This window comes from Streptomyces mobaraensis NBRC 13819 = DSM 40847, assembly GCF_017916255.1.
GTDB classification, from domain to species: domain Bacteria; phylum Actinomycetota; class Actinomycetes; order Streptomycetales; family Streptomycetaceae; genus Streptomyces; species Streptomyces mobaraensis.
On record NZ_CP072827.1, the window covers coordinates 1,844,848 to 1,871,196 of the forward strand.

20 protein-coding genes are annotated in these 26,349 nt (G+C 71.7%); 5 read left to right on the plus strand and 15 right to left on the minus strand.

The window, feature by feature from the left end; translation table 11 throughout:
* The first annotated feature begins 12 nt into the window (after positions 1-12).
* From tal to pgl, 4 genes are read left to right on the plus strand one after another with little or no spacing between them, the layout of a single operon-like run.
* Positions 13-1,128, plus strand: a complete 1,116-nt coding sequence (tal, locus tag J7W19_RS07485) for a transaldolase (RefSeq protein WP_004951615.1) — start codon at positions 13-15, stop codon at positions 1,126-1,128.
* A gap of 1 nt (position 1,129) precedes the next feature.
* Entirely contained in the window at positions 1,130-2,653 is a 1,524-nt protein-coding gene (gene zwf, locus J7W19_RS07490; protein ID WP_004951612.1) for a glucose-6-phosphate dehydrogenase, read from the plus strand.
* Positions 2,650-3,744, plus strand: a complete 1,095-nt coding sequence (opcA, locus tag J7W19_RS07495; protein ID WP_004951610.1) for a glucose-6-phosphate dehydrogenase assembly protein OpcA — start codon at positions 2,650-2,652, stop codon at positions 3,742-3,744. The genes zwf and opcA overlap by 4 nt, the downstream gene beginning before the upstream one ends.
* Positions 3,741-4,523, plus strand: a complete 783-nt coding sequence (gene pgl, locus J7W19_RS07500) for a 6-phosphogluconolactonase (RefSeq protein ID WP_004951606.1) — start codon at positions 3,741-3,743, stop codon at positions 4,521-4,523. Before opcA ends, pgl begins: the two co-directional genes overlap by 4 nt.
* Before the next feature lie 233 nt (positions 4,524-4,756).
* Here the strand turns inward: pgl and pgi are convergent, their stop codons facing one another.
* The 13 genes from pgi to J7W19_RS07565 all read right to left on the minus strand — a co-directional run bounded on the left by pgi (position 4,757) and on the right by J7W19_RS07565 (position 21,042).
* On the minus strand, positions 4,757-6,409 hold the full coding sequence (gene pgi / locus J7W19_RS07505; RefSeq protein WP_004948011.1) for a glucose-6-phosphate isomerase: 1,653 nt from the start codon (positions 6,407-6,409) through the stop codon (positions 4,757-4,759).
* A gap of 206 nt (positions 6,410-6,615) precedes the next feature.
* Positions 6,616-6,951 carry an RNA polymerase-binding protein RbpA gene (locus J7W19_RS07510; protein ID WP_003957010.1) on the minus strand — a complete coding sequence of 112 codons (336 nt, stop codon included), beginning with the start codon at positions 6,949-6,951 and terminating at the stop codon, positions 6,616-6,618.
* Positions 6,952-7,109: 158 nt separating this feature from the next.
* Positions 7,110-7,340 carry a preprotein translocase subunit SecG gene (gene secG, locus J7W19_RS07515; protein ID WP_040890769.1) on the minus strand — a complete coding sequence of 77 codons (231 nt, stop codon included), beginning with the start codon at positions 7,338-7,340 and terminating at the stop codon, positions 7,110-7,112.
* 132 nt (positions 7,341-7,472) lie between these two features.
* The gene (gene tpiA / locus J7W19_RS07520; protein ID WP_004948018.1) at positions 7,473-8,249 is read right to left on the minus strand and encodes a triose-phosphate isomerase; all 777 of its coding nucleotides are present in this window, start codon (positions 8,247-8,249) and stop codon (positions 7,473-7,475) included.
* Positions 8,250-8,254: 5 nt separating this feature from the next.
* Entirely contained in the window at positions 8,255-9,466 is a 1,212-nt protein-coding gene (locus J7W19_RS07525) for a phosphoglycerate kinase (protein ID WP_004948021.1), read from the minus strand.
* A gap of 120 nt (positions 9,467-9,586) precedes the next feature.
* Entirely contained in the window at positions 9,587-10,591 is a 1,005-nt protein-coding gene (gene gap, locus J7W19_RS07530) for a type I glyceraldehyde-3-phosphate dehydrogenase (protein WP_004948024.1), read from the minus strand.
* A 194-nt stretch (positions 10,592-10,785) separates the two neighbouring features.
* On the minus strand, positions 10,786-13,749 hold the full coding sequence (locus J7W19_RS07535) for a M14 family metallopeptidase (protein ID WP_004948027.1): 2,964 nt from the start codon (positions 13,747-13,749) through the stop codon (positions 10,786-10,788).
* Between the two features lie 463 nt (positions 13,750-14,212).
* A complete protein-coding gene (gene whiA, locus J7W19_RS07540) occupies positions 14,213-15,232 on the minus strand; it encodes a DNA-binding protein WhiA (protein ID WP_004948030.1) in 1,020 nt (339 codons plus the stop codon).
* Positions 15,223-16,272, minus strand: coding sequence for a gluconeogenesis factor YvcK family protein (locus J7W19_RS07545; RefSeq protein ID WP_004948031.1), 1,050 nt, complete (start codon positions 16,270-16,272; stop codon positions 15,223-15,225). Before J7W19_RS07545 ends, whiA begins: the two co-directional genes overlap by 10 nt.
* Positions 16,269-17,201: an RNase adapter RapZ gene (rapZ, locus tag J7W19_RS07550; RefSeq protein WP_078588105.1), complete on the minus strand. Its 933-nt coding sequence runs from the start codon at positions 17,199-17,201 to the stop codon at positions 16,269-16,271. The genes J7W19_RS07545 and rapZ overlap by 4 nt, the downstream gene beginning before the upstream one ends.
* Before the next feature lie 163 nt (positions 17,202-17,364).
* Positions 17,365-19,389 carry an excinuclease ABC subunit UvrC gene (gene uvrC / locus J7W19_RS07555; protein WP_004948036.1) on the minus strand — a complete coding sequence of 675 codons (2,025 nt, stop codon included), beginning with the start codon at positions 19,387-19,389 and terminating at the stop codon, positions 17,365-17,367.
* A 131-nt stretch (positions 19,390-19,520) separates the two neighbouring features.
* Entirely contained in the window at positions 19,521-20,375 is an 855-nt protein-coding gene (locus J7W19_RS07560) for a hypothetical protein (RefSeq protein WP_004948042.1), read from the minus strand.
* A gap of 4 nt (positions 20,376-20,379) precedes the next feature.
* Positions 20,380-21,042: a papain-like cysteine protease family protein gene (locus J7W19_RS07565; RefSeq protein ID WP_004948043.1), complete on the minus strand. Its 663-nt coding sequence runs from the start codon at positions 21,040-21,042 to the stop codon at positions 20,380-20,382.
* A 231-nt stretch (positions 21,043-21,273) separates the two neighbouring features.
* Here J7W19_RS07565 and J7W19_RS07570 point away from each other — a divergent pair, with 231 nt between their 5' ends.
* Entirely contained in the window at positions 21,274-22,212 is a 939-nt protein-coding gene (locus tag J7W19_RS07570) for a hypothetical protein (RefSeq protein WP_004948046.1), read from the plus strand.
* Positions 22,213-22,410: 198 nt separating this feature from the next.
* On the opposite strand, the gene J7W19_RS07575 is transcribed toward J7W19_RS07570, so the two are convergent.
* Both J7W19_RS07575 and uvrA read right to left on the minus strand, forming a co-directional pair.
* Positions 22,411-22,848 carry a QcrA and Rieske domain-containing protein gene (locus J7W19_RS07575; RefSeq protein ID WP_004948048.1) on the minus strand — a complete coding sequence of 146 codons (438 nt, stop codon included), beginning with the start codon at positions 22,846-22,848 and terminating at the stop codon, positions 22,411-22,413.
* Positions 22,849-23,082: 234 nt separating this feature from the next.
* Positions 23,083-26,103 (minus strand): excinuclease ABC subunit UvrA, encoded by a 3,021-nt coding sequence (uvrA, locus tag J7W19_RS07580; RefSeq protein ID WP_040890761.1) that lies wholly within the window; start codon positions 26,101-26,103, stop codon positions 23,083-23,085.
* Positions 26,104-26,349: the final 246 nt, after the last annotated feature.

Consider the following 26,349-nt stretch of genomic DNA (forward strand, 5'->3'; position numbering starts at 1 on the left):
GATGTAGAACCCATGACAGACGCACTCAAGCGCCTCTCCGAGGAAGGCGTCGCGATCTGGCTGGACGACCTGTCCCGCAAGCGCATCACGTCCGGCAACCTGCGCGAGCTGATCGACGACAGCCACGTGGTCGGTGTCACCACCAACCCGTCGATCTTCCAGAAGGCGATCTCCAGCGGCGACGGCTACGAGCAGCAGCTGTCCGACCTCGCGGTCCGCAAGGTCACCGTCGAGGAGGCCATCCGCATGATCACGACGGCGGACGTGCGTGACGCCGCCGACATCCTGCGGCCGGTCTTCGACGCCACGGACGGCCAGGACGGCCGGGTGTCCATCGAGGTGGACCCGCGGCTGGCGCACGACACCCACGCCACCGTGGCCGAGGCCAAGCAGCTCGCCTGGCTGGTCGACCGCCCCAACACCCTGATCAAGATCCCGGCCACCAAGGCGGGCCTGCCGGCCATCTCCGAGACCATCGGCCTGGGCATCAGCGTCAACGTCACGCTGATCTTCTCGCTGGAGCGCTACCGCGCGGTCATGGACGCCTACCTGACCGGTCTGGAGAAGGCCAAGGCGGCCGGCCTGGACCTGTCGCTGATCCACTCGGTGGCGTCCTTCTTCGTGTCCCGCGTGGACACCGAGATCGACAAGCGCCTGGACGCGCTGGGCACCGAGGAGGCCAAGGCGCTCCGCGGCAAGGCCGCGCTGGCCAACGCCCGCCTCGCCTACCAGGCGTACGAGGAGGTCTTCTCCTCCGACCGCTGGCTGGCCCTGGAGAAGGCCGGCGCCAACAAGCAGCGTCCGCTGTGGGCGTCGACCGGCGTCAAGGACCCGGCCTACAAGGACACCTTGTACGTGGACGACCTGGTCGCCCCGAACACGGTGAACACCATGCCGGAGGCCACCCTGGAGGCCGCCGCCGACCACGGCGACGTCAAGGGCGACACCGTCCGCGGCACGTACGAGCAGGCCAAGGCCGAGCTCGACGCGCTCGCGAAGCTGGGCGTCTCGTACGACGAGGTCGTCCAGCTGCTGGAGGACGAGGGCGTCGAGAAGTTCGAGGCGTCCTGGAACGACCTGCTCAAGTCGACGGAGGCGGAGCTCAAGCGCCTCGCACCGGAGGCGTGAATTGACTCGCAGCAACCCGCTGCGTGACGCACAGGACCGGCGGCTCCCGCGTATCGCGGGGCCGTCCGGCCTGGTCATCTTTGGCGTCACGGGCGATTTGTCCCGTAAAAAGCTGATGCCGGCCGTCTACGACCTCGCCAACCGCGGCCTGCTGCCGCCGGGCTTCTCCCTCATCGGCTTCGCCCGCCGCGACTGGGAGAACGAGGACTTCGCGCAGATCGTGCACGACGCCGTCAAGGAGCACGCGCGCACGCCGTTCCGCGAGGAGGTGTGGCAGCAGCTGGTGCAGGGCTGCCGCTTCGTCCAGGGCGACTTCGACGACGACAACGCCTTCGAGACCCTCAAGCACACCATCGAGGAGCTCGACAAGGCGCAGGGCACGGGCGGCAACTTCGCCTTCTACCTGTCCGTCCCGCCGAAGTTCTTCCCCACCGTCGTCCAGCAGCTCAAGAAGCACGGCCTGGCCGAGCAGACGGAGAAGTCCTGGCGGCGCGCGGTCATCGAGAAGCCGTTCGGCCACGACCTGAAGAGCGCGCAGGAGCTCAACAGCATCGTCCACGATGTCTTCCCGCCCAACGAGGTCTTCCGGATCGACCACTACCTGGGCAAGGAGACCGTCCAGAACATCCTGGCGCTGCGCTTCGCCAACACCCTCTTCGAGCCGATCTGGAACCGGTCCTACGTGGACCACGTGCAGATCACCATGGCCGAGGACATCGGCATCGGCGGCCGGGCCGGCTACTACGACGGCATCGGCGCCGCGCGCGACGTCATCCAGAACCACCTGCTCCAGCTGCTGGCGCTGACCGCCATGGAGGAGCCCGCCTCCTTCGACGCGGACGCCCTGGTCGCCGAGAAGACCAAGGTGCTGGGCGCCGTCCGGCTCCCCAAGGAGCTGGGCAAGGAGACCGTCTTCGGCCAGTACGCGGCCGGCTGGCAGGGCGGCGAGAAGGTCGTCGGGTACTGCGAGGAAGAGGGCATCGACCCGCACTCGAAGACCGACACCTACGCCGCCATCAAGCTGGAGATCGACAACCGCCGCTGGGCGGGCGTCCCCTTCTACCTGCGCACCGGCAAGCGGCTCGGCCGCCGCGTCACCGAGATCGCGGTCGTCTTCCAGCGCGCCCCGCACTCCCCCTTCGACGACACCGCCACCGAGGAGCTGGGGCAGAACGCCCTGGTCATCCGGGTGCAGCCGGACGAGGGCGTCACCCTGCGGTTCGGCTCCAAGGTGCCGGGCACCTCGATGGAGGTCCGGGACGTCTCGATGGACTTCGCCTACGGCGAGTCGTTCACCGAGTCCAGCCCGGAGGCGTACGAGCGGCTCATCCTCGACGTGCTGCTCGGCGACGCCAACCTGTTCCCGCGCCTGAAGGAGGTCGAGCTCTCCTGGCAGATCCTCGACCCGATCGAGGAGTACTGGGACAAGCACGGCACGCCCGCCCGCTACCCGGCCGGCACCTGGGGCCCGGTCGAGGCGGACGAGATGCTCGCACGAGACGGACGGAGCTGGCGTCGGCCATGAAGATCGATCTCACGGACACCACGGCCAGCAAGATCAACAACGCTCTGGTCCAGGGGCGCCGCGCCATCGGCACCCCCGCCATCGGCATGGTCCTCACGCTGGTCATCGTCACCGACGAGGAGCACGCCTACGACGCGCTCAAGGCCGCCAACGAGGCGTCCCGCGAGCACCCGTCCCGCAAGCTCGTCGTCATCAAGCGCGTCAGCCGCTCCCCGCGCGACCGCGCGCAGGCCCGGCTGGACGCCGAGGTCCGGGTCGGCACCAGCGCCGGCACCGGCGAGACGGTCGTCCTCCGGCTCTACGGCGAGGTCATAGACCACGCCCAGTCGGTCGTGCTGCCGCTGCTGCTGCCGGACGCCCCCGTGGTCGTGTGGTGGCCGGTCAACTCGCCGCTGCACCCGGCCAAGGACCCGCTGGGCGTCCTCGCCCAGCGCCGCGTCACCGACACCTACGCGGCCGAGGACCCGGTCTCGGAGCTCGCGGCCCGCGCCGCGAACTACGCGCCCGGCGACACCGACCTGGCCTGGACCCGGATCACCCCGTGGCGCTCGATGCTCGCGGCGGCCCTGGACCAGCAGGCCGTCGAGGTCACCGCCGCCGAGGTCGAGGGCGAGGGCTACAACCCCAGCGGCGAACTGCTGGCCATGTGGCTCGCGGACCGCCTCGGCGTCCCGGCCCGGCGCACCGTCTCCGACGGCCCCGGCCTCACGGCCGTCCGCCTGGAGACCAAGGACGGCACCATCACCCTGGACCGCCCGGACGGCTCGCTGGCCAAGCTCAGCATGAAGGGCCAGCCGGACCGCGCCGTGGCGCTCAAGCGGCGGGAGACCGCCGAACTGCTCGCCGAGGAGCTGCGCCGGCTCGACCCGGACACCATCTACGAGTCCGCGCTGAAGTACGGCGTGGAACGGCTGGCGGAGGCGGGCGGCCCGGCGGTGGCACCGGCGGCGGGCGCGCCGCCGAAGTCCCCGGAGGCGGCGAAGACCTCGGAAGCCGCTTCCGAGCCCTCGGAGCCTTCGGAGCCCTCGGAGTCCTCGGAGAGCAAGCCCGCCCCGAAGAAGTCCGCGTCCAAGAAGGCGGCGGACAAGTGAGCACCGCGCCGCAGATCGTCGTCCACCGGGACAAGGACCTGATGGCGCGGGCCGCCGCGGCCCGGCTGATCACGAAGATCGTGGACGCCCAGGCCGCGCGCGGCACGGCCTCCGTCGTCCTCACGGGCGGGCGCAACGGCAACGGGCTGCTCGCGGCCCTCGCCGCCGCGCCCGCCCGGGACGCGGTCGACTGGTCGCGCCTCGACCTGTGGTGGGGCGACGAGCGGTACCTGCCGGACGGCGACCCCGAGCGCAACGTCACCCAGGCCCGCGACGCCCTGCTGGACGCCGTGGACCTGGACCCGGCCCGGGTGCACGCCATGCCCGCGGCCGACGGCCGGTACGACGACGCCGACGTGGCCGCCGAGGCGTACGCGGCCGAACTGGCCGCGGCCGCCCGCCCGGAGGACCACGGCCCGGTGCCCTCCTTCGACGTCCTCCTGCTGGGCGTCGGCCCGGACACCCACGTCGCGTCGCTCTTCCCCGAGCTGCCCGGCGTCCGGGAGACCGACCGCACGGTCATCGGCGTCCACGGCGCCCCCAAGCCCCCGCCGACCCGCATCTCCCTGACCCTGCCGGCGATCCGCGCGGCGCGGGAGGTATGGCTGCTGGCGGCGGGCGAGGACAAGGCCAACGCGGTGGCGCTCGCGCTGAGCGGGGCGGGCGAGATCCAGGCCCCGGCCGCCGGGGCGTACGGCCGCAGCCGCACGCTGTGGCTGCTCGACCAGCCGGCGGCGTCGCAGCTGCCGCGGGGGCTGTATCCGCCGGCTTCGCCCTGACGGGCGGGGGGGTGCCCCGGTCCCACCCTTTCACCGTTTCTTGCGGGGGCGAGCCCCCGCACCCCCTGAAGCGCCCTGCGGGCGCTGTCCTCAAACGCCGGACGGGCTCAATATCAGCCCGTCCGGCGTTTGAGGACGAGCGGCGAAGCCGCGAAAAGGGGGGTCTGGGGGCACAGCCCCCAGGAAACGGCGAAGGGGCGGGACCGGGGCACCCCCAGCGCGTCAGCGCACCCTCAGCGCCCCCGAACCGCCCGGTACCGGGCGACGAGCGCGGCAGTGGACGCGTCCAGCCCCTCCACCTGCGCACCCTCGGAGAGCGCAGGCTCAACCCGCTTGGCAAGCACCTTCCCCAACTCGACTCCCCACTGATCAAAGGAGTCGATGTTCCACACAGCCCCCTGCACGAACACCTTGTGTTCATACAGAGCGATCAACTGCCCCAGCACGGACGGCGTCAGAGCGTCGGCGAGAATCGTCGTCGTAGGCCGGTTCCCCCGGAACGTCTTGTGCGGCACGAGCTCCGCCGGAACCCCCTCCGCCGCCACCTCCTCCGCCGTCTTCCCGAAGGCGAGCGCCTGCCCCTGGGCGAACAGGTTGGCCATCAGCAGATCGTGCTGCGCCGCGAGTGAGGGCGACAGCTCGTCCACGGGACGGGCGAAGCCGATCAGATCGGCGGGGATGAGCTTCGTCCCCTGGTGGATCAACTGGTAGTACGCGTGCTGCCCGTTGGTACCAGGAGTCCCCCACACCACGGGCCCGGTCTGCCACTCGACACGCCGCCCCTCCCGGTCCACGGACTTGCCGTTGGACTCCATGTCCAACTGCTGGAGGTAGGCCGTGAACTTGGACAGGTAGTGGCTGTAGGGCAGCACCGCGTGCGACTGCGCGTCGTGGAAGTTGCCGTACCAGATCCCCAGCAGACCGAGCAGCAGCGGCACGTTCTCCTCGGGAGCCGCGGTGCGGAAGTGCTCGTCGACGAGGTGGAAGCCGTCCAGCATCTCCTGGAAGCGGTCCGGGCCGATGGCGATCATCAAGGAGAGCCCGATGGCCGAGTCGTACGAGTACCGGCCGCCGACCCAGTCCCAGAACTCGAACATGTTGGCGGTGTCGATGCCGAAGTCGGCGACCTTCTCGGCGTTGGTGGACAGCGCCACGAAGTGCTTGGCCACGGCGTCCTCACCCGCCCCGAGACCCGCCAGCAGCCACTTCCGCGCGGAGGTGGCGTTGGTGACGGTCTCGATGGTGGTGAAGGTCTTCGACGCGACGATGAACAGCGTCTCGGCGGGGTCCAGGTCGCGCACGGCCTCGTGCAGGTCCGCGCCGTCCACGTTGGAGACGAAACGGAGCGTCAGGTCGCGGTCGGCGTAGGGCCGCAGCACCTCGTAGGCCATCGCCGGTCCGAGGTCGGACCCGCCGATACCGATGTTGACGACGTTGCGGATGCGCTTGCCGGTGTGGCCCTTCCACTCCCCGGAGCGGATCCGCCCGGCGAAGTCCCGCATCTTCCGCAGCACCGCGTGCACGGCGGGGACGACGTTCTCCCCGTCCACCTCGATCACCGCCGACTCCGGTGCCCGCAGGGCGGTGTGCAGCACCGCGCGGCCCTCGGTCGTGTTGATCTTCTCGCCCCGGAACATCGCGTCCCGCAGCTCCGCCACGCCCGTCGCCTTCGCGAGCTCGCGCAGCAGCCGCAGGGTGTCGTCGGTGACCAGGTGCTTCGAGTAGTCGACGTAGAGGTCGCCGACGGTCAGCGCGTACCTCTCCGCCCGTCGCGGGTCGTCCGCGAACAGCTCGCGCAGGTGCACTTCCCCGATCTCGTCGCGGTGCTTGGCCAGCGCGTTCCACTCGGGCATGCGGTCGAGCCTGTGACGGGCTTCAGCGTTCATTCCGGACATCAGTCCACTTCTTCTTCTCGTAGCTCTCTCGCCTCCCACCAACCTAGTTGATGGAACATCCATTCCGATGCGCGGCATCACCCGCCGGTGGGACGAAACGGTTCGCCCCGAGAACGCGACCGGCCCGGCCGGAAGGCGGATGCCTCCCGACCGGGCCGGTCGTCTTCTTCGTACGGCTCATGCGCCGCGGGCGATCGTCAGATCTCCCCGCGCAGCTTCGCCAGCGCCTCGGCGAGGATGGCCTCGCCGTCCGCGTCGCTGCGCCGCTCCCGGACGTACGCGAGGTGCGTCTTGTAGGGCTCGGTGCGCGGCGGGTCCGGGGGGTTGTCCCGGTCCTGGCCGGCCGGGAAGCCGCAGCGCGGGCAGTCCCAGGTGTCCGGCACCTGCGCGTCGCTGGCGAAGCTGGGCTGCGTCTCGTGCCCGTTGGAGCACCAGAAGGAGATGCGCAGCCGCGGTGCCGATTCGCCGCGCTCCGCCTCCCCCATCGGCCCCGCCCCGACCCGGCTTCCTCGGATCGCGTTGCCACTTGCCACGGTCGTAACTCCCTGCGTGATGGTGCCGCGGAGCGTGACAGTCCGCTCCGCCGCGGGCGCCCCAGTCTACGTAAGGCCCAACGCGCGTCCAGCGGCTGGAGTTACCGACCGGCCGTGAAGACGCGGTCACCATCATAGGCCGAGGGTGCGACGGAGCGTCAGCTGTCGAACTTCATCAGCAGCCCGAGCACCACGATGCAGGCGAACCACAGCAGGCCCACGACGATGGTGATCCGGTCGAGGTTGCGCTCGGCGACCGAGGACCCGCCGACGGAGGACTGCATGCCGCCGCCGAACATGTCGGACAGGCCGCCGCCCTTCCCCTTGTGCATGAGCACCAGCATCATCATCAGCAGGCTGAAGACGATGAGGGCGATCGAGAACCCCATGACCACGGCTGGACCAACTCTCTCGGACTGTCACGGACGGACACTGGACGATGACGCTGCGGGGCCGGGCGGCGCGTTTGCGCCGGTCCCGGCCCCGACAGGGTACGACGGGCGGGGCCCGTCGGGATACCGCTACTGGTCGCGGAAGCGAACGATCTTGACGAACTCGTCGGCGTCCAGCGCGGCACCGCCGACCAGGGCGCCGTCCACGTCGGGCTGCGCCATGATCGCGGCGACGTTGCCGGACTTCACCGAGCCGCCGTACTGGATCCGGACCTTGTCCGCCAGCTCCTGGGAGTAGAGCTCGGCGAGCCGGCCGCGGATCGCCCCGCAGACCTCCTGCGCGTCCTCGGGCGTGGCGACCTCGCCGGTGCCGATGGCCCAGACGGGCTCGTAGGCGATGACGACGTTCTCCGCCTGCTCGGCCGGGACGTCCTTCAGGCCGCCGTCGAGCTGCGCGAGGGTGTACGCGACCTGGTTGCCCGCCTTGCGGACGTCCAGGCCCTCGCCGACGCAGAGGATCGGGGTGATCCCGTGCTTGAACGCGGCCTTGACCTTGGCGTTGCAGAGCTCGTCCGTCTCGCCGTGGTACTGGCGGCGCTCGGAGTGGCCGACGGCCACGTAGGAGCACTTCAGCTTGGCGAGCATCGGGCCGGAGATCTCCCCGGTGTACGCGCCGGAGTCGTGCGCGGAGATGTCCTGCGCGCCGTACTTGATCTTGAGCTTGTCGCCGTCGACCAGCGTCTGCACGGAGCGCAGATCGGTGAACGGCGGCAGGACGGCGACCTCGACGGACTCGAAGTCCTTGTCCGCGAGGGCGAAGGCGAGCTTCTGGACGTGGGCGATGGCCTCGAGGTGGTTGAGGTTCATCTTCCAGTTGCCCGCCATCAGCGGGGTACGTGCACTCACGTGGTTCAGTCCTCCAGTGCGGCGAGGCCGGGGAGCGTCTTGCCCTCGAGGTACTCGAGGCTGGCGCCGCCGCCGGTCGAGATGTGGCCGAAAGCGTTCTCGTCGAAGCCCAGGATGCGCACGGCCGCGGCCGAGTCACCACCACCGACGACGGTGAAGCCCGGCGAGTCCAGCAGGCCCTGCGCGACGGCCTTGGTGCCGTTCGCGTAGTCGGGGTGCTCGAAGACGCCCATCGGGCCGTTCCAGAAGACGGTGCCGGCGTCGGCGAGCTTCGAGGCGTACAGCTCCCGGGTCTTCGGGCCGATGTCGAGGCCCTCCTTGTCCGCCGGGATGGCGTCGGAGGCGACGAGGTCCGGGTTGGCCGGGGTCTTGCCCTTGAGGTCCGGGAAGTCGGCGGAGACCAGGACGTCCACCGGGAGGACGAACTCCACGCCGCGCTTCTCGGCCCGGGCCAGGTACTCCAGGCAGGCCGGGATCTGGTCCTCCTGGAGCAGCGAGATGCCGACCTCGTGGCCCTTGGCCTTGAGGAAGGTGTACGCCATGCCGCCGCCCACGAGGATGCGGTCGGCCTTCTCCAGCAGGTGGTCGATGACGCCCAGCTTGTCGGAGACCTTGGCGCCGCCGAGGACCACGACGTACGGCCGCTTGACGTCCTCGGTCAGCTTCCTGAGGACGCCGACCTCGGTGGCGATCAGGTCGCCCGCGGCGTGCGGCAGGCGCGCCGGGAGGTCGAAGACCGAGGCGTGCTTGCGGTGCACGGCGCCGAAGCCGTCGCCCACGTAGAGGTCGGCGAGCGACGCGAGGGCGTCGGCGAACGCGCCGCGCTCGGCGTCGTCCTTGCTGGTCTCGCCCGCGTTGAAACGGAGGTTCTCCAGCAGCGTGACCTCGCCGTCGCCGAGAGCGGCGACGGTGGCCTTCGCGCTGTCCCCGACCGTGTCGGTGGCGAACGAGACGTTCTTGCCCAGGATCTCACCGAGCCGCACGGCGACGGGGGCCAGCGAGAACGCGGGGTCCGGGGCGCCCTTCGGACGTCCCAGGTGGGAGGCGACGATCACCTTGGCGCCCGCCGCGGCGAGCTTGGCGATCGTCGGGGCGACGGCGCGGATGCGGCCGTCGTCCGTGATGGTGGTGCCCTCCAGGGGCACGTTGAGGTCGGCGCGGACGAAGATCCGCTTGCCCTCGACGCCGCTCTGAACGAGTTCGTCGATCGTCTTCATGCCGTGACTCCGGTGACGTCCGTAAGGGTCATGGGACGGGGCCCGGACGGCGCGCCGTCGCGCCGTTCGAGCCCCGTCCGCTGCATCGCTGTGCCGGTGGGCGTAGCCGTCAGGCCGGGATCAGAGCTGACCGCCGACGAAGACGGTGAGGTCCACCAGACGGTTGGAGTAGCCCCACTCGTTGTCGTACCAGCCGACGACCTTGACCTGCTTGCCCTGGACCATGGTGAGCTGCGAGTCGAAGGTGCAGGAGGCCGGCCAGTTGACGATGTCCGAGGAGACGATCGGGTCCTCGGTGTACTCGAGGATGCCCTTCAGCTGGCCCTCGGCGGCCTTCTGGAAGGCGGCGTTGATCTCTTCCTTGGTGGTCTCGCGGTCGAGCTCAAGGACGAGGTCGGTGACCGAGCCGGTGGGGACCGGGACGCGCATGGCGATGCCGTCCAGCTTGCCCTTCAGCTGCGGGAGGACCAGGGCGGTGGCCTTGGCGGCGCCCGTCGAGGTCGGGATGATGTTCTCCGCGGCGGCGCGGGCGCGGCGCAGGTCGGAGTGCGGGAAGTCCAGGATGCGCTGGTCGTTGGTGTACGCGTGGACCGTCGTCATCATGCCCTTGACGATGCCGAAGCTCTCGTCGAGGACCTTGGCCATCGGCGCCACGCAGTTGGTGGTGCAGGAGGCGTTGGAGATGACGTGGTGGTTGGCCGCGTCGTACTTGTCCTGGTTGACGCCCATCACGATGGTGATGTCCTCGTTCTTGGCCGGAGCCGAGATGAGGACCTTCTTCGCGCCGGCGGCGAGGTGCTTGGCGGCGTCCTCGCGCTTGGTGAAGATGCCGGTGGACTCGATGACGATGTCGGCGCCCAGCTCGCCCCAGGGCAGGTTGGCGGGGTCGCGCTCGGCCATCGTCTTGAACGTCTGGTTACCGACGGTGATCGAGTCGTCGGTGTGGCTGACGTCCTGCTGCAGACGACCGAGGATGCTGTCGTACTTCAGCAGGTGGACCAGGGTGGCATTGTCGGTCAGGTCGTTGACACCGACGACCTCGATGTCCGCACCCTGCTCCAGGAGCGCACGGAAGTAGTTTCGACCGATACGGCCAAAGCCGTTGATGCCTACGCGGATCGTCACGAACCGATCTCCTCGTTGGTGTGCCGGTCTGTCCCGGCGACTGTATGGGATGTCCCCGACCACCACCGACCCTACCCCCAACCCGGGACGTACGTGACATTGGCGGGCCTGGTGGGACAGGGGTCCACGCCCCTCGGAGAAGGGGCGCGGACCACTACCACAAGGGGCTGCCTCCCGTGGGGGCGCCCCCCTGGTCAGCCGTGCACGGCGCGTAGTGCGGCGCGCAGCAGGGTCACGCGCTGTTTACCGTCCCGCACGTGCTCCAGGCCGAAGCCCAGCAGCGCGGTGTCGGGGGTGACGACGGCGGCGGAGGAGTGGGCGAGTGCCCGGGAGGCCGCCCAGTCGCCGACGTTCCTGGCGCTCCCGGCCGGTGCCCCGGGAGCCTTCCAGGTGCCCAGGGATCCGCTCTCGAAACCCTCGGCGGCCCGGTCGACGCCGGTGACCGCGGCCTCGTCCACGAGCGCGCCCCGACCGCCGGTGCCGGAGTCGGTGACGTAGGAGACGGCCAGCTCGACCTTCCGGCCCGCGTAGCCGCTCAGGTCGAACGAGGCGGCGTGCCAGCCCTGGGTGGAGCCGGTGAAGCGGTGCCAGACGCCGCTGGTGCCGCGGGCGGCGCAGTCGTCGCCGGCGACGGTGAGGTAGTGCTTGAGGAAGGGGTGGAGCGCGACCAGTGCCGGGCAGCCCTGCGGGACCTCGTCGGTCGTACCGCCGTTCGTGTCGCGCAGGGTGGTCCAGTCCTCCCGGCCGACGGTGTGCGCCTCGACGATCACCTGGTCGTACTCCGGCTCGGTGTCGACGCTGAGGCGGAGGCCGAGCGCCGGCTTGGCCGCGGCGCGGACGCCGGTCAGATCGACGGTTCGGGCGAGCCGCATCCAGGCCCGGTCCTTGTGCGCGGCGTTGGCCATCCAGCGGCCGGCCCAGGGTTCGTACGCGCCCCGGACGCCGGGGTAGTCGCCGGCCGGCGCGCTGCGGAACTGCGGGAAGGAGCCGGAGCGCAGCGCGTCGGAGGTGACGACGTAGGTGCCGGCGGCGTCGAGCGGGTTGCCCGGCGCGTCGGCGAGGTCGGCGCGGACGCCGGCCAGGGGGCCGGTGCCGGCGAAGCGCTTGGGGTGCTGTGCCGGGGTACGGGCGTAGGCGCCCAGGTAGTACTGGGCGAAGTCGTCCGTGTCGGCCCGGCCGACGCGGGACTCGCCGCCGGCCCGCTCACCCATCGTGACGAGTTTGCCGCCCTCGTTGACGTAGTCGCGGACGGCGAGCAGGGTGCCGCCGCTCGGCTTGTTGTCGCCCGTGTACCAGAGGACCGTCGTGAAGTGGGAGAGGACGCCGAGCGGGTCGGGGGTGCCGTCCCGGGCGACGTCCCAGATCAGCCCCTGGTGCCCGGCCTTGGACAGGGCCTCGGTGTACGTCACGGCGTGCCGGGCCGGGGCGGTGCCGCCCTCGTCGGCGATGACCAGGGTGTCGGCCGGCGGGCGGTGCCAGACGGTGTAGGTGAAGGACGTGCTGCGGGTGGCCTTGCCCTCGGCCGTGCGCCCGGTGAACCAGACCTCCACCCTGGCTCCCTCGCGGGCCCTCGGGACCGTGCCCCGGTACTCGTCGAAGCGGATGTTGTCGTGCCCGCCGTAGCGCTTGCCGCCCTTCCAGGGCTTGACGGCCGCGGTGCGCGTCTTCCCGCCGTCGACGCGGTAGTTGAGCTTCTTGTCGCGCACGCTCTTGCGGGCGGTGACGGCGACGGTCTGCCCCGTGCCGCGCGCGAAGGAGGCCCTGAACGCGTGCGGGGTGAAGTCCGGTGCGTCCAGGCCGGTGACGGAGGCCGGGCGGTCGCCGCGGGCGGCGGTCTCGGCGACGGAGAGGGCGAAGGGCAGGTTCTTGGCGAACTCCGCCTGGATCAGCTTCTTGTCGTCGGGGAACGCGAACTCGGACGGGCAGTCCGCCGGGTCCCAGCGTCCCGAGGTGTCCGCGCGCGAGGCGGTGCGGCACGTCGACATCTCCGGGGTGAACATCAGCGTCCCGTTGACGTTCGCCGCGTGACCGTCCGCCTCGCCGTTGGTGGTGTACAGCTCGGAGGAGAGCTGCGGCCGGTAGCCGGGGATCGCGGACTTCTCGGGCGTCCCGGCCAGGGACTTGAGGAGGACGTCGTCGGGCGTGGGCGTGGCGACCTGCCAGCCGACGCCGTAGAGCAGCATCTCCCCGGCGGAGTGGTAGTTGACGGCGTAGGAGAAGCGGATCCGCTTCTCGAACGCGTCCAGCGCCCTGGTCTCGGGCTCGGAGGCGGGGGCCGGGCCGCGGTAGGTCTCGGAGGCCGGATCGGGGGACGAGCCCTCGTTGTCGTAGCCCCACTTGTAGGGGAAGTTGCGGTTGAGGTCGACACCGTCGCCCGCGGTGATCTTCCCGTCGCCGTTGTTGTCGCGGAGGTTCTTCCGCCAGAAGCGGGTGTCGGGGCTCTTGAAGGTGTGGTCGTAGCCGTCGGGATTGGCGGAGAGCACGAACCACAGTTCGGTGCGGTCCACGAGCCGGGTGATCCGCGGGTCCTTGCCGTAGTGGTCGAGGTAGTGGTGCATCAGCCGCCGGGTGGTCTCCGGAGTGATCCATTCCCGCGCGTGCTGGTTGGACATGTAGAGCACGGCGGGCTTGGAGCCGTCCTTGCTCCCGGCCGCGTCCTTGCTGAGTTTGAGGGCGAGGATGTCCTGCCCGCGGACGGTCTTGCCGATGCTCACGACCTTGGTCAGCCCCGGGTGGGCCCGGCCGGTGTCGATGATCTCCCGCTGGAGCCCCTTGGGGCCGCTGTACGGGCGGAAGACGCCGTCGCCTCCCGGCTTGAGGCGCTCGCGGGCGCGGGGCGACATCCGTTTCTCGGTGAGCTTCACGCCCTGCCCGCGCAGTTCGTCGGCCTGCGCGCGGGTGAGGTAGAGCTCCACCGGGACGGCCCGGTCCCCGGCGGGCCGGCCCAGCTCGTGCCCGTCGACGCCCGCCTTGAGCAGCAGCGGCACCTGGGCCTGGGTGATCTCACCGGTCCATACGGTCGGTGCCTCGGCGGCGTCGGCGGCGCCGGTGTCCGGTCGTGCGGGTGCGAAGGGTGCGGCTTGTGCGAAGGGTGCCGCGGTGACTCCGCCGAGGATCAGCGATGCCGCCGCGAGGGTCGCTCGTGTCCTGCGTCTCATGAACCCCCCTTGCCGTTGTCTGTCCCGTCTATGCCGGACGACAGGCTTCCGAGGGCCCATGGGCATGTCAATAGGGCCTGGACGGGGGTGGGGGCGTCCTGCCCGGCGGGGCGGCCGGCCCGCCGGGGCGCCGACGGCGAAGTCGGCCGGAACCGACCGGCACGGCCGGATCGAGGAGGCCGGCAGGACCGGTGGGACCGGCCGGAGCGGTGGCACCGGCCGGAGCGGCAGGGCGGGCCGGAGCGACTGGACGGGCCGGACCGGCGGGACAGACCGCCCCGGCAGCATGGGCCGGTACGACTGGACGGGCCGGACCGGCAGGGCGAACCGGAGCGACTGGACGGGCCCGACCGGCAGGACGGGCCCGACTGGCAGGGTCCGCAGGACCGGCAAGGTCCGCAGGACCGGCCGGGGCGCCCGGCGTCGGGGCGCGGTGGCCCGAGACGCACCGTCACGACCGGCGTCAGCCGGCCATGCCCTTGACCATGCCGTCCACCAGATCCTCCGGCAGATCGGCCAGTTCGGTCAGGTTGGACTCGGTGCCGGGGATGCCGAGGTCCTGGGCGCGCTTGTCGGCCATCGCGAGCAGCCGGCGGATCCGGCCGGCCACGGCGTCCTTGGTGAGCGGCGGGTCGGCGAGGGCGCCCAGCTCCTCCAGGGACGCCTGCTTGTGCTCCATGCGCAGCCGGCCGGCGGCGGCGAGGTGCTCGGGGACCTCCTCGCCGAGGATCTCCAGGGCCCGCTGGACCCGGGCTCCGGCGGCGACGGCGGCCCGGGCGGAGCGCCGCAGGTTGGCGTCGTCGAAGTTGGCCAGCCGGTTGGCGGTGGCCCGCACCTCGCGGCGCATCCGGCGCTCCTCCCAGGCGAGCACCGACTCATGGGCGCCGAGCCGGGTGAGCAGCGCGCCGATGGCGTCGCCGTCGCGGACGACGACCCGGTCCACGTTGCGCACCTCGCGGGCCTTGGCCGCGATCTGGAGCCGGCGGGCGGCGCCGACCAGGGCGAGCGCCGCCTCGGGACCGGGGCAGGTGACCTCCAGGGACGAGGAGCGGCCGGGCTCGGTCAGCGAGCCGTGCGCCAGGAAGGCGCCGCGCCAGGCGGCCTCCGCGTCGCAGGTGGCACCGGAGACGACCTGCGGGGGCAGGCCGCGGATCGGGCGGCCGCGGCCGTCGACCAGGCCGGTCTGGCGCGCCAGCTGGTCACCGCCCGCCACCACCCGCACCACGTACCGGCTGCCGCGGCGCAGTCCGCCGGGGGCCATGACGACCAGGTCGGAGGCGTGGCCGAAGATCTCCAGGATGTCCTTGCGCAGCCGCCGGGCCGCGATGCCCGTGTCCAGCTCCGCCTCGATCACGATGCGCCCGCTGACCAGGTGCAGGCCGCCGGCGAAGCGGAGGATCGCCGACACCTCCGCCTTCCGGCAGCAGGTCCGGGTGACGGGGAGCCGGGAGATCTCGTCCTTCACCGCTGCCGTCATCGCCATGGGCCGATCCTTCCATGCATCCGAAAAATACGGTCGTACGCGGCGGCCAGCAGTTCCGGATCGTGCGTTGCGGAACTTCCCTGGGCGGCGACCGGCGCCAGCTCGACCGTGCCGCCGAGCCGCTTGGCGGCGTCCCGGAGGCTGTCCCGGTCGGGCACGGCGGCCTCGTCGGCCAGCACCACGTCCAGGGCGAGTTTAGGGGCGTGTCGGGCCAAAACCTCCAAATGACGCTGCGGGGAGAAGCCCTCGGTTTCGCCGGGCTGGGGGGCGAGGTTCAGCGAGAGCACCCGGCGGGCCTTGGTCTCCTGCAGGGCGGTCAGCAGCTCGGGGACCAGCAGGTGCGGGATCACCGAGGAGAACCAGGAGCCGGGGCCGAGGACCACCCAGTCGGCGTCCAGGACCGCCTCGACGGCCTCGGGCACGGCCGGCGGGTCCTCCGGGACCACGTGCACGGAGTGCACCTCGCCGGGGGTGAGGGCGACGGTGGCCTGGCCGCGGACGGTGGTGACGGCGTCCGGCTCGCGGGGGTCGTGCCCGCGGACCAGCGCCTGGAGCTCCAGCGGAACGGCGGACATGGGCAGCACCCGGCCGTGCGCGCCGAGCAGCTTGCCGACCAGGTCCAGCGCCTTGACGTGGTCGCCGAGCTGTTCCCAGAGGGCGACGATCAGCAGGTTGCCGACGGCGTGGCCGTGCAGGTCGCCCTCGCTGGCGAAGCGGTGCTGGACGACGCGCGACCAGGTGCGCCCCCAGTCGTCGTCGCCGCAGAGCGCGGCGAGGGCCTTGCGCAGGTCGCCCGGGGGGAGCACGCCGAGCTCGTCGCGCAGCCGGCCGCTGGAGCCGCCGTCGTCGGCGACGGTGACCACGGCCGTCAGGTCGCCGGTGATCCGGCGCAGCGCGGCGAGCGAGGCGGACAGCCCGCGGCCGCCGCCGAGGGCGACGACCTTGGGCTGGGTGCGGCGCTGGAGGCGCCGCTCGGCGCCGCGGGGCCCGCCGGGGACGACCCGGCGGGCGCGGCGCATCCGGAAACCGCGGCCGGTCACTCGCGCCCCATGTCCCGGTGGACGACGACGGTCTCGACACCCTCCGAGACGAGGCGGTGGGCGAGCTTCTCGGACATGGCGACCGAGCGGTGCTTGCCGCCCGTGCAGCCCACGGCGATCGTCACGTAGCGCTTGCCCTCGCGGCGGTAGCCGGCCGCGATGAGCTGGAGCAGCTCGGTGTAGCGGTCGAGGAACTCCTTGGCGCCGGGCTGGTTGAAGACGTAGCCCGAGACCTCCTCGTTGAGGCCGGTGAAGGGGCGCAGCTCGGGGACCCAGTGCGGGTTGGGCAGGAAGCGGCAGTCCACCACCAGGTCGGCGTCGACGGGCAGGCCGTACTTGTAGCCGAAGGACATGACGGTGGCGCGGAGCTCCGGCTCCTCCTCGCCGGCGAACTGGGCGTCCATCTTGGCGCGCAGCTCGTGGACGTTGAGGCTGGAGGTGTCGATGACGAGGTCGGCGTCGCCGCGCAGCTCGCGGAGCAGGTCGCGCTCGGCGGCGATGCCGTCGACGATGCGGCCGGAGCCCTGGAGGGGGTGCGGGCGGCGGACCGACTCGAAGCGGCGCACGAGGGCGTCGTCGGACGCCTCCAGGAAGATCACTCGGCGCTTGACCTTCTTGGCGGCGAGGTCCGCGAGGGACTCGCGGAGGTTGTCGAAGAACCGCCGGCCGCGGACGTCGACGACCACCGCGATCCGGGCCACGTTGCCCTGGGAGCGGGCGCCGAGGTCGACCATGGTGGGGATGAGCGCGGGCGGCAGGTTGTCGACGACGAACCAGCCGAGGTCCTCCAGGCACTTGGCGGCGGTGCTGCGGCCCGCCCCCGACATGCCGGAGATGATGACCAGCTCGGGGATGCCCGCCGCCTCGCCGGTCGTGTCCGCCGTCGTACCCGTACTCACCGTTGCTCCGTCCCGATCGTGTGCGTTCATGCCGTCCTGCATGTGGTGTCCCCCGTTCTGCCGGCGGGGCCGTGGTCGCGGCCCCGTCCGTCCGGCTCTCCCTGTGCTCTTTCCCTGATCCTCGCAGGGTGCGGCGGCCGGACCGGGGTCACGCGCCCGCCGGCCGCTCCCGCGCTTCTCGCCGTCGTCTCCATCATCCCTCGGACTCGTCCAGGATCTCGCCCGTCGCCATGTTGACGGCCGGGGCGGGCGGGGCGCTTTCGGCCAGGGCGGCGGCGACGGCCAGGGCGGTCTTCCGGCCGACGCCCGGCACCTCGCAGATCTGCTCGACCGTGGCCGCCCGCAGCTTCTTCACCGACCCGAAATGCTTGAGCAGCGCCTGCTTGCGGCTGTCGCCCAGGCCCGGGACGGCGTCCAGCGGGGACGCCTTCATCGTCCTGGTCCGCTTCCCGCGCTGATAGGCGATGGCGAAGCGGTGCGCCTCGTCGCGGACGCGCTGGAGCAGGTAGAGGCCCTCGCTGGTGCGCGGCAGGACGACCGGATCCTCCTCGTCCGGCAGCCAGACCTCCTCCAGGCGCTTGGCGAGGCCGCAGACGGCGACGTCGGCGATGCCCAGCTCGTCCAGGGCCCGGCGGGCGGCCTGCACCTGGGGCCGGCCGCCGTCGACCACGACGAGCTGCGGCGGGTAGGCGAAGCGCTTGGGGCGTCCGTTGTCGTCGCGGGGACCGGCGGTGTCCTCCTCGGGCTCTCCCGTCTCCGCCGCCTCTTCAACGGTCCACTCCCCCGTCTTCTGGCTCTCCCGCAGGTAGCGGCGGAAGCGGCGGGAGACGACCTCGTGCATGGACCGGACGTCGTCCTGACCCTCGCCGTGCCAGATTTGCGTGTCTCCGACACGACCCTTGATCTGGAAGCGGCGGTACTCGCTCTTCCGCGCGAGCCCGTCCTCGAAGACGACCATGGACGCCACCACGTCCTGGCCCTGGAGGTGGGAGATGTCGAAGCACTCGACGCGCAGCGGCGCCGAGTCCAGGCCGAGGGCTTCGGCGATCTCCTCCAGGGCGCGGGAGCGGGTGGTCAGGTCGGAGGCGCGCTTGGTCTTGTGCAGGGCCAGCGCCTGCTGGGCGTTCCGCTGGACCGTCGCCATCAGGTCCTTCTTGTCGCCGCGCTGCGGGATGCGCAGGTCGACGCGGGAGCCGCGGCGGGCGGTCAGCCACTCGGCGACCGGCTCCACGGGGTCCGGCAGGGCGGGGACGAGCACCTCCTTGGGCACCGCGTCGCCCTGCTCCTCGCCGTAGAGCTGCTGGAGGGCGTGCTCGACCAGGCCCGCGGTGTCCACCGCCTCGACCTTGTCGGTGACCCAGCCGCGCTGGCCGCGCACCCGGCCGCCGCGGACGTGGAAGATCTGCACGGCCGCCTCCAGCTCGTCCTCGGCCACGGCGATCAGGTCGGCGTCGGTGGCGTCGGCGAGGACGACGGCGTTCTTCTCCATGGCGCGGCGGAGCGCCCCTATGTCGTCGCGGAGGCGGGCGGCCTTCTCGTACTCCATCTCCTCGGCCGCCTCCTGCATCCGCCGCTCCAGCCGGCGGAGGTAGGCGCCGGTGCGGCCGGCCATGAAGTCGCAGAACTCCTCGGCCAGTTCGCGGTGCTCCTCGGGGGTGACGCGGCCGACGCAGGGGGCGGAGCACTTGCCGATGTAGCCGAGCAGGCAAGGGCGGCCGATCTGGGCGGAGCGCTTGAACACCCCGGCGGAGCAGGTGCGGACGGGGAAGACGCGGAGCATCAGGTCGACGGTCTCGCGGATCGCCCAGGCGTGCGCGTAGGGCCCGAAGTAGCGGACGCCCTTCTTCTTGGCGCCGCGCATGACCTGGACGCGCGGGAACTCCTCGTTCAGGGTGACGGCCAGGTACGGATAGCTCTTGTCGTCCCGGTACTTCACGTTGAAGCGCGGGTCGTACTCCTTGATCCAGGAGTACTCCAGCTGCAGCGCCTCGACCTCGGTGGCGACCACGGTCCACTCGACGGAGGCGGCGGTGGTCACCATCGTGCGGGTGCGCGGGTGCAGACCGGCGAGGTCCTGGAAGTACGAGGAGAGCCGCTGGCGCAGGCTCTTCGCCTTCCCGACGTAGATCACCCGGCCGTGCTCGTCACGGAACCGGTACACCCCGGGCGAGTCGGGGATCTGTCCCGGCTTGGGTCGGTAGCTGCTGGGGTCGGCCATGTCTCACACCCTACTTGCGGGCACTGACAAGGCCGGTGTCGCGGCGGCCGGGAGGCTCGGCGGACGGTGCTCCGGCCCCGGCGCGTGGAGGGCGCCGGGGCCGGAGCGTGTGGGGGGTTCCCGGCGTCGCGTCAGCGGCGCCGGAGCCTGCGGACGGCGACGGTGCCCAGGCCGAGGGCCAGGGCCGCGCCGCCGGCCGAGGCGGCCAGGGTGGTGGTGCCGGAACCGGAGTCCGACGCCGAGCCGGCGGGTTCGGCGGCGAGCGGCGCCGGGGCGTCGGCCGCCTGGGCCTCGGCTCCGGCTTCGTAGCCGCCCGCCAGGCCCTTCTTCGCGTAGGCCGAGCCGGGCAGCTTGTCGCCGTACGCCTTGTGGACGCGGTCCCGGTAGGCGTCCACGGTGGTGCCCCCGGCGCCGACGGCCCGGACGGCCTCGGGGTTCAGGGGCAGGATCCGGTCGGCGCGCTGCACGTACCAGGCGTTGACCTGGGGCTCGCGGAAGACGGTGCCGCCGCTGAGCTTCTTCGCCCCCTCGGCCGCGTAGCGCGTCTCGTCGTCACCGGTGGCGATGTTGACGACCTTCCAGTCGGTGCCGCCGCCCGCGGTCCACACCGACGCCTTCTGGCCGTCGGCCGAGACGGCCTTGCTGGCGAGGTACTCCAGCGTGGCGACGGGCGCGTTCCGCTTGCCGGCCACGAAGTCGGGCGAGAGCGCGTAGACGGGCACGGCCGCGCCCTCGATCCGCGGCTTGGCGGCCGTCCTGGCGATGGCGCCGTCCCGGGCGAAGAACCGGGACAGGGTGTCCAGTGTCGCGGGGGACGCCGCCGTGTCGCGGGCCGCCGCCAGCCCGGCGGCGGGCGGGGCGGGGGCCGCGGGCGGCGGTGCGGCGTGGGCGAGCGGGGTGAGGGCGAGGACGCCGGCGGTCAGGGCGCCGGTGGCCGCGACACGGGCGAACGTCCGGCCGGGACGGTGGGTTTCACGCGTGGTCATGACCTCACCCGCCGATCCGGTAGAGCGAATGCGTCCAGGCGAACTGGTTGTTGTTGACGTACCAGCTGTGCGACGCCCAGTTGTAGCGGTTGCTGCTCGGCCACGGGTCGCCCCAGTAGACCATGCTGTTGGAGTCGTCGTAGCCGTAGACGACGTGCATGTGGCCGCCGCCGGACTTCCAGCCGATGCGCGTCTCGATGGGCCGGTTGGCGTTGATCTCGCTCTGCACGGTCGAGTAGCGCAGCCAGCCGTCCACGTACGAGCCGCTGTTGATGCCGGCCCAGCGCAGGGCGTTCTGGACGTTGCCCAGGTTGGCCTGGTTGTTGGGGCAGTCGGTGCCCTGCTGCCGGTTGAAGGCGGCGTTGCAGAACTGGTTCTGGCTGTACTTGCGGCCGAACCAGGTGGCGATGGTGTTGCCGGAGGCGGCCCAGCACCAGTTGTTCTTCTGCTGGGCCTGCATGGAGATGTTCAGCTTGTCGGCGCCGCGCAGTTCGTGGCCGGTGGGGGCGGCCGTGGCGGTGGCGGCGGGCAGCGCGATCAGCGCGGCGGCGGTGAGGGCGGCGACGGACAGTCGTCTGCCGCGTGGGCGGGGGGTGGGGGATATTCGGGGTCTGCGGTGGGCGGGGGGTATGGAGGTTCTTTCGAGCTGTGCCGAGGCACGGGACATGGACGTTCCTCCCGTGGTGGGGTGGTTCGGTGGAGGAGCGCGTCCGGACGCTGGTGAGGAGCATCGGATGTTGTCGGGTGTCGGTCAACCGGCTTGAATGCGGAAGGGAACACCCAAGTGAACGGATCACGACGGTTGTGAACGCCCTGTGCCCGTCAGGAGGAACGCTGTCCTCCACGCGGCCGTGACCCCGGTCACCCCGAGTGAATATTCACAGGAGGCAGCGAGCAGATGGTACGGACCAGCACCCGGGACGCCGAGGCCGAACTGGCCCAGGCACTGCGCACCGGACCCTTCCACCTGGCACTGCGCACCGCGCTGACGGCGCGCGGCCTGGCCCTGCACCGGGTGCAGCGCAGGCTCGCCCAACGCGGCGTCACGGTCGGTGTCACCAGCCTCAGTTACTGGCAGCAGGGGGCCCGAAGACCGCGTCGCCCCGAGTCGCTGCGCGCGGTGCGCCTGCTGGAGGAGATCCTGGAGTTGCCGGCGCAGGCCCTCACCCGGTTACTCGAGCCGGTGGCCCGGCCCGCGTCCGAGCGCCCCGCCGCGCGCTCGCTGCGCGCCCTCATGGACGAGGCCCGCGCGGTGGAACGGCTCCTCGCCGAGCTGGAGACCCCCGCCGACGGCGGGCTGCACACGGTCTGCCACCTGGAGCACGTCCGCATCGGGGCGCGGCGCGAACTCCGCGGCCGCGAGTCCCACCACGTCGTCCGGGCGCACCGGGACGGTGTGGACCGCTATGTCGCCATCCACTACGGGGACGCCGGCTGCGACCCGGCCCGAATCGGCGTCCGCGCCACCGAGAACTGCCGCGTGGGACGCGTCCGGTGGCACGCTGGGGCGGGCGTCCTGGTCGCGGAGCTGCTGTTCGACACCCGGCTGCGGTGCGGTGAAACGTATCTGCTCGGCTACGCGTTCGACGACGGGACGGGCGGCCAGAGCAGCGAGTACGTGCGCGGTTTCAGCTTCGCGGGCGGGCAGTACGTCCTCCAGGTCCGCTTCGACGCCACCGCGCTGCCCGTGCGCTGCCTCCGCTTCAGCCAGGCCACGGCGAACGCGCCGCGCGGCGGCCAGGAGGAACTGACGCTGGCGGGGCGGCATCCGGGGGTGCACCTGGTGGAATCGGCGGTGCGGCCGGGGATCGTGGGGATCGGGTGGGACTGGTCGTGAACGGCGGGCCTACGGCTCGTGCGGCAGGGGCGGGCCCCGGGGCGGAGGAGTCCCGACGCGGGCGGGCGGCGTTGCGGCGGGTCCATGGGCCGTGCGGCAGGGGCGGGCCCCGGGGCGGAGGACGAGCCCCGACGCGCGCCGTGGGCGGCCTGGCGGATCCGGCCTGAGGGATCGCCTCCCCCGAGGGCCGGATGCCGGTCAGCCCTTCGGGCCCGCCACCAGCCGGTCGCCGGTCACCCGCACCGGCACCTCGGGCAGCGGCACCGAGGCCGGGCCGTGCAGCACCTTGCCGGTGTTCGCGTCGAACTTGCTGCCGTGGCAGTGGCAGACGGCCACACTGTCCTCGATCTTCGAGACGACGCAGCCGGCGTGCGTGCAGACGGCGCTGAACGCCCGGTACTCGTCCTTCTTCGGCCGGGTGACCAGGACCCGCTCCTCCCGGTAGAGCCGCGCCCCGCCGACCGGGACCTCGCCCGCCGCGCCCAGCTCGACGGGGGCGGTGGGCGTCGCGGAGGCCGCGTCGCCCTCCTTGCCGCCGCAGGCGGTGACGCCCAGCCCGGCCGCGCCCGCGAGCGCGGCCCCGCGCAGGACGGTACGGCGGGAGGCGCAGCAGGGCGCCGGCTGCGGGCTGGTCATGGTGGCTCCCACGGGGGTACGCCGACGGGCGGTGCCGCCGGGGCTGCTGTGACGATCGGTCCCGACGATACCGGCCACCGGCCGGGCGCCTCCGCGCGGTGCCGTACGAGCGCGGCGGCCCGTACGGCAGTACGCCACCGGGTACGGCGTGCCCGAGCGGCGGCGGAAGGCCCCCGGGTACGCGTTCGGGTCCGTGCCCCCGCGGGGGTACGGACCCGAACGTCGGCCCGGCTGTCAGGCCCGGCGCCCAGCCGCCTTCTTGGCCGGCGCCTTCTTGGCGGCCGTCTTCTTCGCCGCCGTCTTCTTCACCGCCGCCGGCTTGCCGGCCGCCGCCTTCGCGGCGGTCTTCTTCGCGGGCGCCTTCCGGCCCCCGGCACCCCGCTTGGGAGCGTCCTCCGGGTCAGGGTCGCCCACCCGCTCGCCGAGCATCTCCCGCAGGAACCGGCCGGTGTGGCTGTCCTCGACGGCCGCGACCTCCTCCGGCGTGCCCTCGGCGATGACCAGTCCGCCGTTCTTGCCGCCCTCCGGGCCCATGTCGACGATCCAGTCGGCCGTCTTGATCACATCGAGGTTGTGCTCGATGACGATCACACTGTTGCCCTTGTCGACCAGACCCGACAGCACCGAGATCAGCTTGTTGATGTCCTCGAAGTGCAGACCGGTCGTCGGCTCGTCGAGGACGTACACCGTGCGGCCCGTCGAGCGCTTCTGCAGCTCGCTCGCGAGCTTCACGCGCTGCGCCTCGCCGCCGGACAGCGTCGGGGCGGGCTGCCCGAGGCGCACGTACCCGAGGCCGACCTCGTGGAGGGTCCGCAGGTGGCGCGCGATCGTCGGGACCGCCTCGAAGAAGTCGAGCGCCTCCTCGATCGGCATGTCCAGCACCTCGGCGATGGACTTGCCCTTGTAGTGCACCTCCAGCGTCTCGCGGTTGTACCGCGCCCCGTGGCAGACCTCGCACGGCACGTAGACGTCCGGCAGGAAGTTCATCTCGATCTTGATGGTGCCGTCGCCGGAGCAGTTCTCGCAGCGGCCGCCCTTGACGTTGAAGGAGAAGCGGCCGGGCAGGTAGCCGCGGACCTTCGCCTCCATCGTCTCCGCGAAGAGCTTGCGGATGTTGTCGAACACACCCGTGTACGTGGCCGGGTTGGAGCGCGGCGTCCGGCCGATCGGCGACTGGTCGACGTGGACGACCTTGTCGACCAGGTCGTCGCCGTCCACCCGGGTGTGCCGGCCGGGGACCGTGCGGGCGCCGTGCAGCTCACGGGCCAGGTGCGTGTACAGGATGTCGTTGACCAGCGTCGACTTGCCGGAACCGGAGACACCGGTGACGGCCGTGAGCACCCCGAGGGGGAACGCCACGTCGATGTCGCGCAGGTTGTTCTCCCGGGCGCCGCGCACGGTGAGCATGCGCTTCCGGTCGATCGGGCGCCGCAGCTCCGGAGTGGTGATGGCGCGCCGCCCGGAGAGGTACTGCCCGGTCATCGAGGCGTCGTTGGCCAGCAGCTCGGCCAGCGGGCCGCTGTGCACGACCTTGCCGCCGTGCTCGCCGGCCCCCGGGCCGATGTCCACCACCCAGTCGGCGACCTTGATGGTGTCCTCGTCGTGCTCGACGACGATCAGGGTGTTGCCCATGTCCCGTAGCCGCACCAGCGTCTCGATGAGCCGGTGGTTGTCGCGCTGGTGAAGACCGATGGACGGCTCGTCCAGCACGTACAGCACGCCGACCAGGCCGGAGCCGATCTGCGTGGCGAGCCGGATGCGCTGCGCCTCGCCGCCGGAGAGGGTGCCCGCCGCGCGGTTGAGCGAGAGGTAGTCCAGGCCGACGTCGACGAGGAAGCGGAGCCGCTCGTTGACCTCCTTGAGGACGCGCTCGGCGATCTTCTTCTCGCGGCCGGTGAGCGTCATGTCCCGCAGGAAGTCGGCGCACTCGCTGATGGACATCGCGGAGACCTCCGCGATGGAGCGGCCCTGGATGGTGACCGCCAGCACGACCGGCTTGAGGCGGGTGCCCTCACAGGTCGGGCACGGCACCTCGCGCATATAGCCCTCGAAGCGCTCGCGGCTGGAGTCGCTCTCCGCCTCGGAGTGCCGCCGCTTGACGAACGGGATGACGCCCTCGAACGAGGTGGTGTACGCGCGCTCGCGGCCGTACCGGTTGCGGTAGCGCACCTCGACCTGCGTGCGGTGGCCGTTCAGCAGGGCCTTCTTGGCACGCTGCGGCAGTCCCGCCCAGGGGATGTCGGTGCGGAAGCCCAGCTCGTCGGCGAGGGCGGAGACCAGGCGGTGGAAGTAGTCCTTGCTCTGGCCGTGCGCCCAGGGGCTGATCGCCCCCTCGTCCAGGCTCTTGTCCTCGTCCGGGACGATCAGCTCCGGGTCGACCTCCATGCGGGTGCCGATGCCGGTGCAGTCCGGGCAGGCGCCGAAGGGCGAGTTGAAGGAGAAGGAGCGCGGCTCCATCTCCTCGAAGGAGAGGTCGTCGTACGGGCAGTAGAGGTGCTCGGAGTACATCCGCTCACGCTCGGGGTCGTCCTCGGGGAGGTCGACGAAGTCCAGGATGACCATGCCGCCGGACAGGCCCAGCGCGGTCTCGACCGAGTCGGTCAGCCGGCGCTTCGCGCTGCTCTTGACGGTGAGGCGGTCGACGACCACCTCGATGGTGTGCTTCTCCTGCTTCTTCAGCTTGGGCGGCTCGGACAGCTGGATGGTCTGGCCGTCCACCCGGGCGCGGCTGTAGCCCTTGGTCTGAAGGTCGGAGAAGAGGTCGACGTACTCGCCCTTGCGCTCGCGCACCAGCGGCGACAGCACCTGGAAGCGGCTGCCCTCGGGCAGCTCCAGCACCCGGTCGACGATGGCCTGCGGCGACTGCCGGGAGATCGGCCGCCGGCACTCGGGGCAGTGCGGCTTGCCGATCCGGGCGAACAGCAGGCGGAGGTAGTCGTAGACCTCCGTGATCGTGCCGACCGTGGAGCGCGGGTTGCGCGAGGTCGACTTCTGGTCGATGGACACGGCCGGGGACAGGCCCTCGATGAAGTCCACGTCGGGCTTGTCCATCTGGCCCAGGAACTGCCGTGCGTACGAGGAGAGCGACTCGACGTAGCGGCGCTGCCCCTCGGCGAAGATCGTGTCGAAGGCGAGGGACGACTTGCCCGACCCGGAAAGACCCGTGAAGACGATGAGGGAGTCACGGGGGAGGTCGAGCGAGACGTTCTTGAGGTTGTGCTCGCGCGCGCCACGGACGATGAGACGGTCTGCCACGCCGGTCGGCACCTTTCTTGAGAAGACGAGGGGGTGCGCCGGCCCCGCCGCCACGCGACGCCGGCCCGTGATGCGGGCCCGTCGCGGCGGCAGGGGTCAGTGCGGAGCGATGCTCCCGACCCAGCCAGGGTACGAGAGCGCTGCGGCCATCTCTCCAGGATGCCGCACATCGAGCGTATAGCACGCGCGTTCGATTCACGGCCGGAGTCCGACTCCTTCACCCGAAAGAGTGGCGGCGCTATCGTC